Below are 14408 nucleotides of genomic sequence, written 5' to 3' on the forward strand. Positions count from 1 at the left end.
AGACCGCGCGGTATCCCCTCTTCAGACTGCACCGCGTTCGACTTTCACGACGCGAGTCGAGAAGGCGAGGAACGTCGCAGTCAACGTCAACACGACGGCACCTGCGGCGGCGAGTTCGTGGGCCGGCGCGACGTGCTGGACGACACCGTCGAGAATTGGCTCGGCCGGGATGAGCGTGTGGTGTGGCGTTCCGACCAGCGGGACGAAGTAGTCGACGACGTCGTTGAAGCCGTACCAGAGGACGGCGGCGAAGACGGCGACGATGGGGAACTTCGCGTAGCGTTGGATGAGGAACGCTTCCACGACCATCGCGAGGTGACTCCAGAAGAGGAAGTTGTACATCGCCCAGTGGAGGTACGAGAAGTCGCTCTTGAATACGAGCAAGACGTACGGTGTCCACAACCCGAGTTTGAGACACCCGAAGAACGCGAGGGCGTTGAGGTACTCGTTAGAGCGGCCGAGTTTCCACAACGCCAGCGAGAGGGCGATAAACAGCGTCGCGACGGGACTGTCGGGGACGAACGGCCACATCACGACGGGTTCGATGCTGAACTGAAACCCGTAGTACCAAAAACCGAAGGCGGTGCCGACGAGGTTGATAGCGACGACGACCCACGCGACGTTGAGGCCGAAGTTTTCGAGCCACTCCGGAAGTGGGTTGAGCCACCGCGGCAGGTCTGCCGTCGCGGGTAATTCGTCGTCGCCGAAGAGAGACCTCGGGTCGTCGAGTAGTCGGCGCAATCGCGTCACCGCGTCCATACTCACGCCGAAGCGTGGGGAAGTGAAAGCGGTGCCGGTCTCACCCATGGGGGACGGTGTCGGATGAGAACCGCTGACGGTCGGAAGAGATTGCTTAAGTGTACCCAGTCGCAAGCCACGAATATGGCTGAGGAGACCGACCTGGAGGAACTCCGGCGCGGCACTGAACTCGTCAAACGCGGGTTCGCACAGATGCAGAAAGGCGGCGTCATCATGGACGTCGTCAACGCTGAGCAAGCAAAGATAGCCGAAGAAGTCGGGGCAGTGGCCGTCATGTCTCTCGAGGCGGTTCCGGCCGACATCCGCAAGCGTGGCGGTGTCTCTCGGATGGCCGACCCGGAGAAGGTCGAAGAGATTATCGACGCCGTCTCTATCCCGGTGATGGGAAAGGCGCGTATCGGCCACTACACCGAGGCCCAGATTCTCGAAGCCGTCGGCGTCGACATGGTCGACGAGAGTGAAGTGCTCACCCCCGCCGACAACGAGTACCACATCGACAAGCGCGACTTCACCGCGCCGTTCGTCTGTGGCGCACGCAACCTCCCCGAGGCGCTCCGCCGCATCAACGAGGGCGCGGCGATGATTCGCACGAAGGGCGAGGCTGGCACGGGCGACGTGAACCAGGCGGTCACCCACCAGCGAACTATCAAGAACCAGATTCGTACGCTCACCGGACTGAACTTCGACGAACGCGAGAAGTGGGCCCGCGAGCACGAAGCACCTGCCGAACTCGTCCACGAGACGGCCGAGATGGGCCGCCTGCCCGTCGTCAACTTCGCGGCCGGCGGTATCGCTACCCCGGCAGACGCGGCACTCATGATGTACCACGAGTGCGACGGCATCTTCGTCGGGTCCGGCATCTTCGGTGCCGAGGACCCAGAGAAGATGGGCACGGCGGTCGTCGAGGCGGTCAACAACTGGGACGACCCGGAGAAACTCGCCGAAATCGCCACGGGCATCGGCAAGGGCATGAAGGGCGAGGCGAACGTCGACATGCCCGAAGAGAAGAAACTGCAGGGCCGCGGCGTCTAACTCGGTCTACGACGGACGCTTCTCATTCTCTCGTTCGATTGCGCGAACGCGGTGAGACGGTCGATTACGCGAGAGTGCGCTTCTTTTCTTTCGACTCGGAGTCTGTCTCGTCCTCTTCGGCGAGGAGGACCGTCACCGGACCGTCGAACTTGAGCATGATGGACTGCGTGGTGTCGCGAGAGATGAGTTTCCCCGTGGGCGAGCGACGGCGACCCGAGATGAACAGATGGTCACACGCTTCCCACTGGGCCGTCTCCAGGACGGAGTCCACTTCGGGGCCGATGTCGGCCACGACACGGTACTCCACGTCGAGACCATCGAGTGCCTCGCGGGCGAGTCGCTTCGCCCGGCGGCGCGCCGACTCCGTCGCTTGGTCCACACCGTAGACGACGTCGGACGACCCGACGTCGGCGAGGGCGGACCGGGTCTCTTCGAACTCGTCGTTCGGGATGACGGTGAGGACGACGAGTTCTGCCCCGCTTCCGGCAGCGAATTCGCCGGCCTCTCGGAGGATACGCTTCGACCGCTCGTTGGGAGTCACGACGACGAGTGCTCGGTTCATGTTCCAAACTTCTCGCGTTTGTGAGAAAAGTCTTCTCGGAATCGTGTTACCACTGACCATGTGAACTCGCCACGGCCTCTCAGTCGGGAGAATTCGTGAAGAATGAGCGTGTGGGAGGGAGTCTCAACAACGCTCAGATATCGAATACTTCCGCCCCGCTTCCGACGCGGGTCTTGTAGGCGCGGGCGGCAACGTCCGCCCCGTCGAAGGCTTCGACCATCGCCGCGGCGACGCGCGTTCGGTCACGTTCACCACAGACAGCGAGCACCGATGGGCCGGCACCGGAGACGGTGACCCCGTCTGCACCCGCGGCGAGGGCCGAGGACCGAACGTCGTTGTACCCGGTGATGAGTTCGGCCCGCGCCGGCGTGACGATTCGGTCGTCCATCCCCGCGCCGACGAGGGCAGGGTCGCGTCGGCACATCCCGACCGAAAGTGTCGCCGCCCGGCCGACAGTGTGGACGATGTCTTCCATGCTCGCGGTGTCGGGAACGACGCGCCGTGCGTCGCGGGTCGAGACGGCGATTTCGGGGAGACAGGCGACCAGTGGAATGTCGGCATCGACGGTGGTGACGCCCTCGTCTGTCGCGACGGTGAACCCACCGAGAAGCGCGGGTGCGACGTTGTCGGCGTGTGCTTCGCCCGAGACGACTGCCTCTCCTTCGGCAGCGACCGGAACGAGTTCTTCGCGGGAGAGTCCCCTGTCGTACAACTCGTTCAGGGCGAGGGCGGCGGCGGCGGAACTCGCGGCGGACGACCCGAGACCCGACGACGGGCGAACGCCCTTGTCGATGCGGATGTGTGCGGGTGCGTCGAGTGCCTCCGCGACGGCACCGACGACGTTTCGGTCCGGGTCTGTGGGGATGTACTGACTCCCGACACCCGTCACTTCGATTGTTGTCCGGTCCGCTCGCTCGACGTGAACGACGTCTGCCGGGCGGTCGAGAGCCACGCCGAAGACGTCGAACCCACTTCCGAGATTGGCGCTCGTGGCGGGTGCGCGGACCGTAACCATGCCCCGGAGTTGCCGTATCGCAGATAAAAATGTGGCGAACGTCGCATTCGGACGGTGTCTCGGCGTCGGAGTCCCGTCTCAGTCGTCCATCGACTCTGCGGGAACCGCCTCGTCGTCCGGTTTCGTTGCCGATTCGATGCCGCTGAACTCGAACCGAGCGCCGCCTGCGGACGACGACGTCAACGAAACCGACCACCCGTGTGCCTCGGCGATGGACTTGACGATTGGGAGGCCGAACCCAGTCCCGTCTTCGTGTGTCGTGTAGCCTCGTTCGAACACGTCTTCGCGTTCAGGTTCGGGGATACCGGGACCGTCGTCTTCGACGTAGAAGCCATCGTCTCGCTGGCCGACGGTGACAGTGACAGCGTCGCCGCCCGCACCTCTTTCTGTCGTCGTCCCGTGTTCCACAGCGTTCCGAAACAGGTTCTCGAACAGTTGTCGGAGACGGCCCCGGTCGGCGACGACAGTCGTCTCGGTGCGGACGTCGAGCGTCGCGTCGCCGACGGCGACACTGCTCCACGCCTCGTGTGCGACGGTGCGAAGCGCGACGGGTGAGACGTCGGTGAGCGTCTCTCCCTGGCGAGCGAGGGTGAGCAAGTCTTCGATAATCGTCTCCATCCGGTCGTGGGCGTCTTCGACGCGCTCGAAGTACTCGTCGTCGCCCGTCTCGTGTGCCAATTCGAGGTAGCCACGGGCGACAGTCAGTGGGTTTCGCAAGTCGTGTGAGACGACGGACGCGAACTCTTCGAGACGGTCGTTCTGCCGCTTCAGTCTGCGTTCGCGCTCTTTGCGCGCGGTGATGTCACGGACGAGGAGGAGCGTTCCGGTAGTCGCAGCGTCTTCACCGAGTTGCGTCGTGTTCACGAGGAAATCTCGCTCCACACCGTCGGTGGTCATCGTCACCTCGGACCTCGATGGGTCGTCGACGGCCGCCATCACCGCCGAAGGAAGCGTCTGTTCGGCGGGGAGACCGTACGAATCGACGAGAGGTCTGGCGAGCAATTGTTCACCAGACGGGTTCACGTCGAGGATTCTGTTGTCTCCGTCGAGGACGATTGCGGCCCCGTCCATCGACTCGACGGCGGACTCCCAGGCGATAGGGACGACGGTGAAGAGGCGATGACGGAAGACGTTCCACGCGACGACCGTAGACGTCAGTGAGAACGCCAGTGCGGGGAGGTTCAACCCTGGAACGGGACTGGCGTCCACGACGTAGACGACGCCGCCGATAGCCGGGACGAGTCCCCCGACGAGCAGGCCGAACGTCTGTTTTCGGTAGATGCCGTCGGCGCGGAGCAGCGTTCGGAGGAGGACGCCGACGCCGACGAAGATGAGAATGTACGCGTAGACGATGAACGCGGTGAACGCGATGTTGTGGTCGTTCACGAGGACGACGTACCCACTCTGCCGCGAAAGCCAGAGGCCGTCCCAGATGAGGCCGTGCCACTGGTTCGTCAACGCGAGACCGGCAACGAGTGCCGAGAAGCTTCCAAGTCCGACCCACGCCGCGCGGGGGAAGTCGTCGAACCCGGCGTGGCGAAGCACGTACGCCAGCCACAACAGGGGTAACGGCGCGATACCGAGGTAGCCGAGTTGGTTCAGGAGAACCTTGGCCGCGAAGTCCGTTCGAGAGAGTTCGAGGGCGTACATCCCCATCCAGAGACCGGAAGCGAACAGCAAGAGTGCGCCGAGGGTCGCACCGGGGACGAGGCGGCGCGCCGTCCGTCGACGGAGCAAGTAAACGCCGAGAATCACGAAGAGGCCCGCACCGACTCCGAGCGGAATCGTGTAGGGTGTGGCCTGCCAGTGAGACGCGCCGTGCATGCAAAGGACTGGGTAGACAGGGGTTAAAACTCCAACCTTCGCTGTCCGAGACCGACCAATCAGAAAGGACTTTCCGACGCCCATCGAACCCCGGTCTATGATAGGCATCGTCGGCGGCGGCATCGCGGGCCTCGCCGCGGCGCATCGACTCCGTAAACGGGGTCACGACGTTCGCATCTTCGAGGCGGCCGACTCACTCGGCGGTCTCGCGGCAACGTACGAGACGAGGGGCGACGACATCGAACGGTACTACCACCACCTCTCGAAGTCCGAAGAGACCATCGTCGAACTCGCAGAGGAACTCGGCCTCGGCGACGACCTTGAGTGGCGCATCGGCAAGAACGCCTACTACGTCGACGGTGTGGTCCACCCACTGGACACGGCGTGGCAAATCGCGGCGTACCCACACATGAGCCTCTACGACAAGTTCCGCCTCGGTATGCTCACCCTCGGCGTCGACGTGCGCGGCGGCATTCCGGACTTCGACGCCTACGAGGAACTCGCGGAGTACGAACACACGCCCATCCGCGACTTCGTGGTCGAACACACGACGCAGGGCGTCTACGACAACTTCGTCGAACCCCTCCTCGACGGCAAGTTCGGCGAGCGCAAAGACGACGTGTCGGCGGCGTGGTTCCTCGGACGCGTCCGCTTCCGGGGGGAACGTGACCTGCTTCGCGGCGAACTGCTCGGCTACTTCGACGGCGGGTTCGCCCCGCTCATCGACGCCCTCGTGGACGCTGTCGGCCGCGAAAACATCCAAACCGGGTCGCGTGTCACCGGCCTCGACACCGACGACGGCGAAGTGAGCACGCTCAGGGTCGAGACCGACGACGGAACCGAGACACACGACGTCGATTCGGTGGTCGTCGCCGCGATGCCGAACGTCCTCGAAGACCTCACTGGCTTCCAGTGCGACATCGACTTCCAAGGTGCGGTCTGTGGCCTCGCCACGATGTCCGAGTCGCTGATGGACACCTACTGGCTCAACATCGCCCACGATGCGCCGTTCGGGTCCCTCATCGAGCACACGAACTTCGTCCCGCCGGAGCAGTACGGCGGCGACCACCTGCTCTACGTGGCGAGTTACGTTCAGGGGCCGCACGAAGACCTCTGGCAGATGGACGACGACGAAGTCGAGGACGTGTGGTTCGACGAAATCGAGGACATGTTCCCCGACTTCGACCGCTCTGTCGTCGAGGACTTCAAAATCGCCCGTAACCCGCGCGCCGGTCCGGTGTACGAACGGGGCTACCTCGACCTCGTCGTCCCCTACGACCTCGCGGACGACGTCGCCGACGGCGTCTACTACGCCGGCATGGCCTCCGAGGCGCAGTACCCAGAGCGCTCGCTCAACGGTGGCATCGTCGCCGGATACGAAGTCGCCGACCGCATCGACGACCGACTGTAAGTCGGCGTCACGCCGCAGTTACGTTTCGACGGAGTTCGTGTCACGCTGAGCCACGCTTACCGGCAATCCACTACGAATCCGGAACCCCTTTTGGCGTCACTGACTGACCAGTCAGTTAGTGAGTTCTGACGCGACGCCGGACCAGTCTGTCCCCGACGAGGTCCACGACGAGTTGATGCAGGCGACGTATCGGGCACTGTGCGCCCACGGGTACGCCGACTTGACGATGCAACGAATCGCCGACGAGGCAGGCAAGAGCAAGTCCCTCCTCCACTACCACTACGGGACGAAACGTGAGTTACTCGTCTCGTTCCTCGCGTACCTGCTGGACCGCTTCGAGGAGAAAGTCGAGGCAACTGAGGGCGACGCGCCACCGGAGCGACTTCGGTTCCTCCTCGACAAGATGGCCCCCGACGAGGACGACGACGGCGACTACGACCGATTCGGCCTCGCGTTGATGGAACTTCGGACGCAGGCACCGCACGACGAGGCGTACCGAGAGCAAATCGCCCAGAACGAGGCGGCCATCCGCGAGCGCTTCGCCGACATCGTCCGCGACGGTATCGAACAGGGTGTCTTCCGCGAGGTGGACGCCGACCAGACGGCCTCGCTTCTGTTCGCCGCACTCGATGGCGCACGTCTCCAGCGAGTCATCGTCTCCGGGTCCGACGCAGACGACGTGACTCGTTCGGCACACGACGCCCCCCACGACGTTCGTGCCGCACTGGAGACGTTCGTCGTTTCGAACCTCCTCGTCGACGACGGTGAGGGAGAAACGAGCGTGGCGACGGAGGGTGACGAGTGAGCGCCCGCGACGTCAACCTCACCGAGGGCGACCTGCTCAAACCGCTGTTGACGCTCTCGATTCCCATCGTCCTCTCGCAACTCATGCAGGTCGGCTACAACCTCGCCGACACCTTCTGGGTCGGACGCGTGGGCGAAGCAGCAGTGTCCGCGCTGTCGTTCTCGTGGCCGCTGGTCTTCCTCATGATATCCATCGGGATGGGGTTCACCGTCGCCGGAACCGTCCTCGTCGCCCAGAACAAGGGCGCGGGCAACCACGACAGAGTCGACCACGTTGCCGGCCAGACTATCGCGTTCGTCACGCTCTTGTCGATATTCTTCTCGGCCGTTGGCTACCTCCTCGCGCCGACTATCTTGCCCCTCATCGGGACGACGCCCGGCACTGAGGTCCACAACTTGGCCGTCGAGTACACGCGGACCATCTTCCTCGGTGTCTACTTCATGTTCGGCTTCTTCATCTTTCAGGCACTCCTGCGCGGGTGGGGCGACACGCGGACGCCGATGTTCCTCATGGCGTTCGGCGTCGCGCTGAACGTCATCATCGACCCGTTTCTCATCCTCGGGTTCGACGGTAACCCGCTGTTTGGCCTCTTCGGGCTCAACGCCCTCCAGTCGCAACTGTTCGCGGCCACGGGGTTCACTGGGTTCGGTGTGCAAGGTGCGGCCATCGCGACGGTGTTCGCGCGCGGACTCGGCGCACTCGTCGGGTTCGGCCTCCTCTTCTCCGGGCGGGTCGGCATCCAACTCTCGCCGCGTGACCTCGTGCTGAAGGCCGACACGGTGCGAAAAATCGTCAAAATCGGTGCCCCCACGAGCGTCGAGCAGTCGACCCGTGCACTCGGTGTCACGGCACTGACGGCCATCGTCGCGTTCGCCGGCGCGGAAGCAGTCGGCACCGACACCGCCGCGGCAGTCGCCGCCTTCGGTATCGGAATCCGCCTCAACTCGCTCGTGTTCCTCCCGGCAATCGGTCTCCAGCAGGGTATCGAGACGGTGGTCGGCCAGAACCTCGGCGCGGAGAAACCGGACCGCGCAGAGCACGGCGTCCACCTCGGCGCGGGCCTCATCGCCGGCGCACTCGTGTTCGTCTCTGCGGGGGCGTACTTCTTCGCCGAACCCATCTTCTCGGTGTTCATCCCCGGCGAACCGAACGTCATCCAAATCGGCGTGGACTTCCTCCGCATCATCGCACCGTCGTATCTGTTCCTCGGCGTCTTCCGGGTCGTCTCCGGTGGGTTCCGTGGAAGCGGGTCCACGCGGACGGCGATGATATTCACGCTCCTCTCGCTGTGGGTGTTCCGCATCCCGCCGGCGTACCTCCTCGTCGCCTACGGCGGCATGGGTGTCACCGGCGTCTGGTGGGCGATATCGCTGTCGAACGTCGTCGCTGCCGTCGCCGCGTTCGCGTGGTTCACGCGCGGGACGTGGAAAGACAACGTCGTCGACTCGCCGCGGATGGCCGCAGCGGCGGACGACTAAAACAGGAGTTCGGCGACCTTACGCCGTCTCTTCGTCGACGTCTTGCAGACCGGGTGCCGCGTTCACATCTACGTTCTCCGGTTCGTCGGTGCCGCCGACGTTGACCTCGCCAGTCTCGTCTTCGACGTACACGTCGTCGGCGAACCCGCCTTCTGCGTGTGGGTGGACGGGATTGTCCAACTTCTCCAGCGTCGCGGGTGCGTCCGGAATCTCCATCGTCCGGAAGTCACCGAGTGGGTTGGCGATGTCGATGTCGTAGCGCTCGAAGAACTCTTCGTAGCGTTCGTAGTGGGCTTCGAGTTCGTCCGCGGGGAACTCCATCATCTCGGTCCACCCGTAGTTGTAGAAGTCGAAGTTGGCCTGAATGTGAGTTATCTCACGGGCCTCGGCCTCCGGGAACCCGGCGTCGAGGGCCGCGAGATAGGTGTCGAAGGTACACTCGAAGAACGCCGCCATGTGGGCTTCGCGCTCGTCCCGGTGGTCCGGGTCGGCGCGTTCGCCGAAGATGCGCACGTGCAGGTCGACCATCTTCTCGGTGGCGATGTCACCGATGACGGGCATGGTGAGAGCCTTCTTCGTCGCAAAGTGGCGGATGTTCTGACGAATCTTCATTCAGTCGCCGGCTTAGGGTCGAATACACGTAAAGACCACGCCTATGGAGGTGCTGAACGAGATTTCACGACGTGTTTTATTGTATCACGTGTTCATGTCCTGACTATGAGCGACTCCGCATCAATCCGCGAGGACTCGGTCCTCGACTGCGACGACTGCCTCTCTCCCGCCGAGGCGTTCGCAATCGTCGCCGACGAGACGCGACTGACCATCCTCGAAGCACTCTGGGAGTCACCTGACCGCCCAGTCCCCTTCTCCGAGTTGCGCCGCCGTGTCGGCGTCGACGACAGCGCACGCTTCAACTATCACCTCGGCAAACTCCGCGGCCAATTCGTCCACAAGACTGAGGAGGGCTACGACTTCCGCCACGCCGGTGAGAAAGTGGTCCGCGCCGTACTCGCAGGGACGTTCAACGAAGACCCGGTCCTTCCCGCGTTCCCCGCGCCAGGGTCGTGTGTCTCGTGTGGTGGCCCACTCGAAGCAGACTACGGCGACGAGAAACTCACAATCGCCTGTGCCGACGCCGACTGCGGGCGAGTCCACGCGCACGAGGAGTTCCCTCCGGGTGGCCTCCAGAACCGGTCGACTGACGCGCTTCTCTCGGCGTTCGACCAGCGAGTGAGACACCTCCACTGTCTCGCCGCCGACGGCGTCTGCCCCGAGTGCGGCGGGACCACGAGTACCGAACTCTCCCGAGACACCGACCCGTTCGAACTCGACGTGGTCGTAAACCACCGCTGTGCGCAGTGTGCGTACGAGGCAGTCTCGCCCGTCGGACTGGTCTTACTCGACGAGTCCACCGTCCTCGGGTTCCTCTCGTCGCGGGGCGACGACGTGTGTGGGACGCCGTTCTGGCGGTTCTCGTGGGTCGTCGGCGACGAGGCACTCACTATCGTCGACGACGACCCGTGGCGCATCAGCGTCCGTATCGAACACGAGTCGGACGCGCTCGTCGTCGAACTCGACGAGACGCTCGCGTGCATCGATTCGCGCGTCGAACACCTCGGCGAGATTGCATAAATTCGGTACGGTAAGCCGGCTTACAAAAATATCATTCTGCTTACCCTTTTGGTATAGGGGGTCGTCCGTCTAGACGAGGAGAACGAACATGACCCACGACAACAAACTCGGTCTTCCAGACGCACTTGACAAGCGTCCGGATGGAATTGGAACGCTCGGAGACACGGTGTTCGTCGCACTCGCGGCAGTGGTCGGTATCTTCGTCGCGACGCTCGCCGCCACACTCGTCGCTCCCCTCGGACCGGGAGTCGGCCTCGTGGCCCTCTTCGTCGGATGGCCACTCGGATTCCTCGTCACGGCGCTCGGGTTCCGTGCGGGCATCGGCGTGGTCGTCAGGACGGGTGCCCCCGCACTGGTTCGTGACGCCCTCCGCCGGACCCGCGCACCGACCCGCGTCGCTGCCGACGGTGGTCGACCGGACGACGTGCCGTGCGACTGCCACTAGTCGGCAATCGCTCCCCCGAACTGAGTAACTCCCTCGCGACCCGGCTATCTCTGCCCGCGAACCGGCTATTCTCTCCGTTTCTCGTCTCTCGTGGCGGATTTCCGCTGACTAAACAATCATGAGGGAGATAGCAATCCACATTAACCCCGAATACAAACGTCGGGTCATGAGTCAATCGTACGTGATCGTCGGCGACGGCATCGCGGGGGCCTCAGCGGCCGAGACCCTCCGTGAGGAGGAACCCGATGCCGACATCACAATCATCACGGACGAGGGTGAACCCCTGTACAATCGCATCCTGATCAAAGAGTTCGCGAAGGGCAAACTTCCCGAAGCGCCCATCTCCATCCACGACGAATCGTGGTACGACGACCGGGATGTCGACCTCGTTCTGAACACGCTCGTCACGGACATCGACCCCGACGCGCACACGCTCACCGCCCACGACGGCACCGAGTACGAGTACGACAAACTCCTCCTCGCCATCGGTGGCACCCCGACCCAACTCCCCGTCGAGAACTCCGACGCGGAAGGCATCCACCACTTCTGGACGTTCCAGGACGCCCGCGACATCAAAGAGCACATCGAACAGGCGGACAACTCCGTCGTCATCGGTGCGGGCCTCCTCGGCATCGACCTCGCGGCCATCACCGCCGCACAGGGCGTCGAAGGCAAGTACCTCATGCGCGGCAAGGCGTGGTGGCGCTACGCGCTCTCGCAGGAAGGCGCGGAGATTATCCACAACGCGCTCCGCGAGCGAAACGTCGAACCGGTCTTCGACTCCGGTGTCGACCACTTCGAGATGGATGATGACGGCGTCGTCACGGCCGCTATCGACCCCAACGGCGACCGCTACCCCGCCGACTTCGTCGGCATCGCCATCGGCCTGAACTTCAACACGGAGATTCTCAGCGGCACGGACATCGAGTACGACACCGGCATCTACGTGGACGAGTACATGCGGACGAACCACGACGACATCTTCGCGGCCGGTGACATCACCGAGTTCCACGACGTCATCCTCGGCGAGCGTGCACAGAACGGTGCGTGGGGCTCCGCCAAGGAACAGGGAACCATCGCGGCCAAGAACATGGTCGACTACGGCTCTGCGGAGTTCCGCTGGGTCTCGTCGTACTCCATCACTCACTTCGACTTCCCGTTCCTCTCGTTCGGTCACCCGACCCTCGGCGACGAGAGTGTCGAAGCCAAGTACTCCGACACCGAGTGGCGGCGTCTCGCCATCAAGGACGGCAAAATCGTCGGCGGCGTCCTCATCGGCGACCTCTCGCCGCAGACGAAGTACAAGAAACTCATGCGCGAACAGGTCGACGTCAGCGGTCAGTTGGAGACACTCGTGAAGCAGGACTTCCAACTCGAAGACCTCGAAGGCGCGGCGGCCGAACAGTAACCGGCCAGACCCTCCCGTTTTCTCCCTCTCTCAGCACCGACTGCGCCTCATCGAGAGGCACCTTGCGGTACTCGATTGACTCACCCTTCTGCGACGCTCTCTTCGTCTCCTCGCGCCCGGCCCAGTCGGGCCACGACGTGACTGCTGACTGTAATATCCCCTCCCGTCTGCAAGTTCTGGCAAACATTTATGTCATTTGGTGGCATGTGTTACCATATGTCATCTAAGGACGAACAGCCCACGTCTGCGCCAGACGTCACCACGTCGCCCGTCGTCGTTCCCGTGACTGACGTGCCCGCCGGTGTTCGGGTTCACCACTTCGACGAACTCAGTGAGCAGACCCAGCACGCCCTCGCAACTGTGTCCCACTCGGGTCGTCTCGACATCGACCCGACCGCCACGCGCCTCTCGCGTGGCGACGTCGTCGTCTTCACCAAATATTTCCGGGTCCAGTAATCGCTGACGACGGCCAACCGACCCGTTTTCACACCACTTCGTTCGACGCTCTGTCGAGTCACTGCTGACCGTCGGTCCGGTCGGCGAGGACCGAAGTGGTTTTCCACGCTTCGCCGCCTATCGGCGGACATGGCTGCAGGTGGCGGACAAGGGACGATGACGCTCGCGTTCGAACTAGAGGCCCTCAAACGCCTCGCAGACCCGAACGCGGCGTTCGCGGACGCTCGCACGTGGACGAAGTACGTCGGCGTCGTGAGCGAGAAACCGACGTACGTCGTGACGAACTTCACCCGGAAAGAGCGCATCCGTCAGGACTTCTTCTCCGGTCCACGCGGCGTCGAAGAGAGTCTCGAGAACGTGATGCGACAGTTCGACACCGACAGACACGTCTTCGTCGGGACCAGCGACGACGACAGGGCCATCGCCGAAGAGACTGGGTGGGAGTACCTCGCCGTCGAAGACGCGGCGGACGCGGCCGAGTGGCCCATCGCCGAGGACGACGAGTCGGTGGAAGACCCGTTCGAGGACGACGGGCGCGACGATTGGCCGTAGTGGACCGGAGCACTCCGTCCTCCAGCGGTTTGTTCGCCTATCGAAAGCACTAATCAGCAACGGCACCTCTTACTCGCTGATGAGTCACCAGTTGCCTGACGTACAGGCCTCTCAGCCGGACGTAACCGTCGGGCTCAGCCAGGTCGGCGTCACAGGCGTCGAGAAGCTCGTCAAGATTGCCCGCGACGGAAAACGTCCGCTCGTCTTGATGGCGGAGTTCGAAGTCTTCGTCGACCTCCCGAGTGGTCGCAAGGGCATCGACATGAGCCGAAATATGCAGGTCATCGACGAGGTTCTCGAAGCCGCCGTCTCCGAACCCGCCTACCGGGTCGAAGACATGTGCGGTGACGCCGCCGAACGTCTCCTCGCGAAACACGAGTACACCACGACGGCGGAGGTTCGGATGACTGCCGAACTCGTCGTCCGTGAAGATACTCCGGCCAGCGGACTGGCAACCCAGAGTACCGCACAGATTATCGCCAGTTCGACGGCCACCGAAGACGGGACCCGCGAAGAAATCGGGGCCGAAGTCGTCGGGATGACCGTCTGTCCCTGTTCGCAGGGGATGTCAGCTTCCCGCGCCCGCGACGTGCTTCAGGACCTCGCCGTCGACGACGACACTATCGAAGAATTCCTCGAGAAGGTCCCCCAACCCGGCCACTCCCAGCGCGGTCACGCGACGCTCACCGTCGAGACGGAAGGGTCTCCCAACGTCGACCTCATGGACCTCATCGACATCGCCCGCGACTCGATGTCGGCGCGTATCTACAACCTCGCCAAGCGCCCGGACGAAGACCACATGACGTACCACGCCCACGCGAACGCGAAGTTCGTCGAAGACTGCGTCCGGTCGATGGCCGAGATGTCTGTGGAGGAACTCGCACACCTCCCGGACGACGCAGTGGTCCACATGAAGCAGTCGAACGACGAGTCGATTCACCAGCACAACGCCCACGCGGAACGCGAAGTGACGCTGGGTCAACTGCGGGACGAACTCGACGCCTAACGCACTCGGTGCGCTGTTTTCGA

At 63.5% G+C, this 14408-nt stretch carries 15 protein-coding genes; 10 read left to right on the forward strand and 5 right to left on the reverse strand.

The window, feature by feature from the left end; all coding sequences use genetic code 11:
• Positions 1–21: 21 nt before the first annotated feature.
• Complete coding sequence (locus GJR96_RS08100; protein WP_151162475.1) at positions 22–759, reverse strand: DUF1405 domain-containing protein; 738 nt, start codon at positions 757–759, stop codon at positions 22–24.
• A gap of 123 nt (positions 760–882) precedes the next feature.
• On the opposite strand from GJR96_RS08100, the gene pdxS reads away from it, so the two are divergent.
• Complete coding sequence (gene pdxS / locus GJR96_RS08105) at positions 883–1791, forward strand: pyridoxal 5'-phosphate synthase lyase subunit PdxS (protein WP_151162476.1); 909 nt, start codon at positions 883–885, stop codon at positions 1789–1791.
• Between the two features lie 64 nt (positions 1792–1855).
• On the opposite strand, the gene GJR96_RS08110 is transcribed toward pdxS, so the two are convergent.
• The 3 genes from GJR96_RS08110 to GJR96_RS08120 all read right to left on the reverse strand — a co-directional run bounded on the left by GJR96_RS08110 (position 1856) and on the right by GJR96_RS08120 (position 5192).
• Positions 1856–2353, reverse strand: a complete 498-nt coding sequence (locus GJR96_RS08110; protein WP_151162477.1) for a universal stress protein — start codon at positions 2351–2353, stop codon at positions 1856–1858.
• 133 nt (positions 2354–2486) lie between these two features.
• On the reverse strand, positions 2487–3368 hold the full coding sequence (locus tag GJR96_RS08115) for a homoserine kinase (RefSeq protein WP_151162478.1): 882 nt from the start codon (positions 3366–3368) through the stop codon (positions 2487–2489).
• A 78-nt stretch (positions 3369–3446) separates the two neighbouring features.
• Positions 3447–5192: a sensor histidine kinase gene (locus tag GJR96_RS08120; RefSeq protein WP_151162479.1), complete on the reverse strand. Its 1746-nt coding sequence runs from the start codon at positions 5190–5192 to the stop codon at positions 3447–3449.
• 97 nt (positions 5193–5289) lie between these two features.
• On the opposite strand from GJR96_RS08120, the gene GJR96_RS08125 reads away from it, so the two are divergent.
• From GJR96_RS08125 to GJR96_RS08135, 3 genes are all read left to right on the forward strand, one after another.
• Positions 5290–6603, forward strand: a complete 1314-nt coding sequence (locus tag GJR96_RS08125) for an NAD(P)/FAD-dependent oxidoreductase (RefSeq protein WP_151162480.1) — start codon at positions 5290–5292, stop codon at positions 6601–6603.
• Between the two features lie 118 nt (positions 6604–6721).
• Positions 6722–7408, forward strand: a complete 687-nt coding sequence (locus GJR96_RS08130) for a TetR/AcrR family transcriptional regulator (RefSeq protein WP_151162481.1) — start codon at positions 6722–6724, stop codon at positions 7406–7408.
• Positions 7405–8886 (forward strand): MATE family efflux transporter, encoded by a 1482-nt coding sequence (locus GJR96_RS08135; RefSeq protein WP_151162482.1) that lies wholly within the window; start codon positions 7405–7407, stop codon positions 8884–8886. Before GJR96_RS08130 ends, GJR96_RS08135 begins: the two co-directional genes overlap by 4 nt.
• Positions 8887–8904: 18 nt before the next feature.
• On the opposite strand, the gene GJR96_RS08140 is transcribed toward GJR96_RS08135, so the two are convergent.
• Entirely contained in the window at positions 8905–9498 is a 594-nt protein-coding gene (locus tag GJR96_RS08140) for a DUF6149 family protein (RefSeq protein ID WP_151162483.1), read from the reverse strand.
• Positions 9499–9603: 105 nt separating this feature from the next.
• Between GJR96_RS08140 and GJR96_RS08145 the strand changes: the two genes are divergently transcribed.
• The 6 genes from GJR96_RS08145 (at position 9604) to mptA (ending at position 14385) form a co-directional block, all read left to right on the forward strand.
• Positions 9604–10518, forward strand: a complete 915-nt coding sequence (locus GJR96_RS08145) for a winged helix-turn-helix domain-containing protein (protein ID WP_151162484.1) — start codon at positions 9604–9606, stop codon at positions 10516–10518.
• Between the two features lie 88 nt (positions 10519–10606).
• Entirely contained in the window at positions 10607–10963 is a 357-nt protein-coding gene (locus GJR96_RS08150; RefSeq protein ID WP_151162485.1) for a hypothetical protein, read from the forward strand.
• A gap of 166 nt (positions 10964–11129) precedes the next feature.
• On the forward strand, positions 11130–12371 hold the full coding sequence (locus GJR96_RS08155; RefSeq protein ID WP_151162486.1) for an NAD(P)/FAD-dependent oxidoreductase: 1242 nt from the start codon (positions 11130–11132) through the stop codon (positions 12369–12371).
• Positions 12372–12587: 216 nt separating this feature from the next.
• Positions 12588–12827, forward strand: coding sequence for a hypothetical protein (locus GJR96_RS08160; RefSeq protein WP_151162487.1), 240 nt, complete (start codon positions 12588–12590; stop codon positions 12825–12827).
• Positions 12828–12983: 156 nt separating this feature from the next.
• Positions 12984–13379: a DUF7124 domain-containing protein gene (locus tag GJR96_RS08165; protein WP_191965891.1), complete on the forward strand. Its 396-nt coding sequence runs from the start codon at positions 12984–12986 to the stop codon at positions 13377–13379.
• Between the two features lie 79 nt (positions 13380–13458).
• Entirely contained in the window at positions 13459–14385 is a 927-nt protein-coding gene (gene mptA, locus GJR96_RS08170; RefSeq protein WP_151162488.1) for a GTP cyclohydrolase MptA, read from the forward strand.
• Positions 14386–14408 lie beyond the last annotated feature (23 nt).

This window comes from Haloferax litoreum (assembly GCF_009674605.1).
In the GTDB taxonomy this organism is placed as follows: domain Archaea; phylum Halobacteriota; class Halobacteria; order Halobacteriales; family Haloferacaceae; genus Haloferax; species Haloferax litoreum.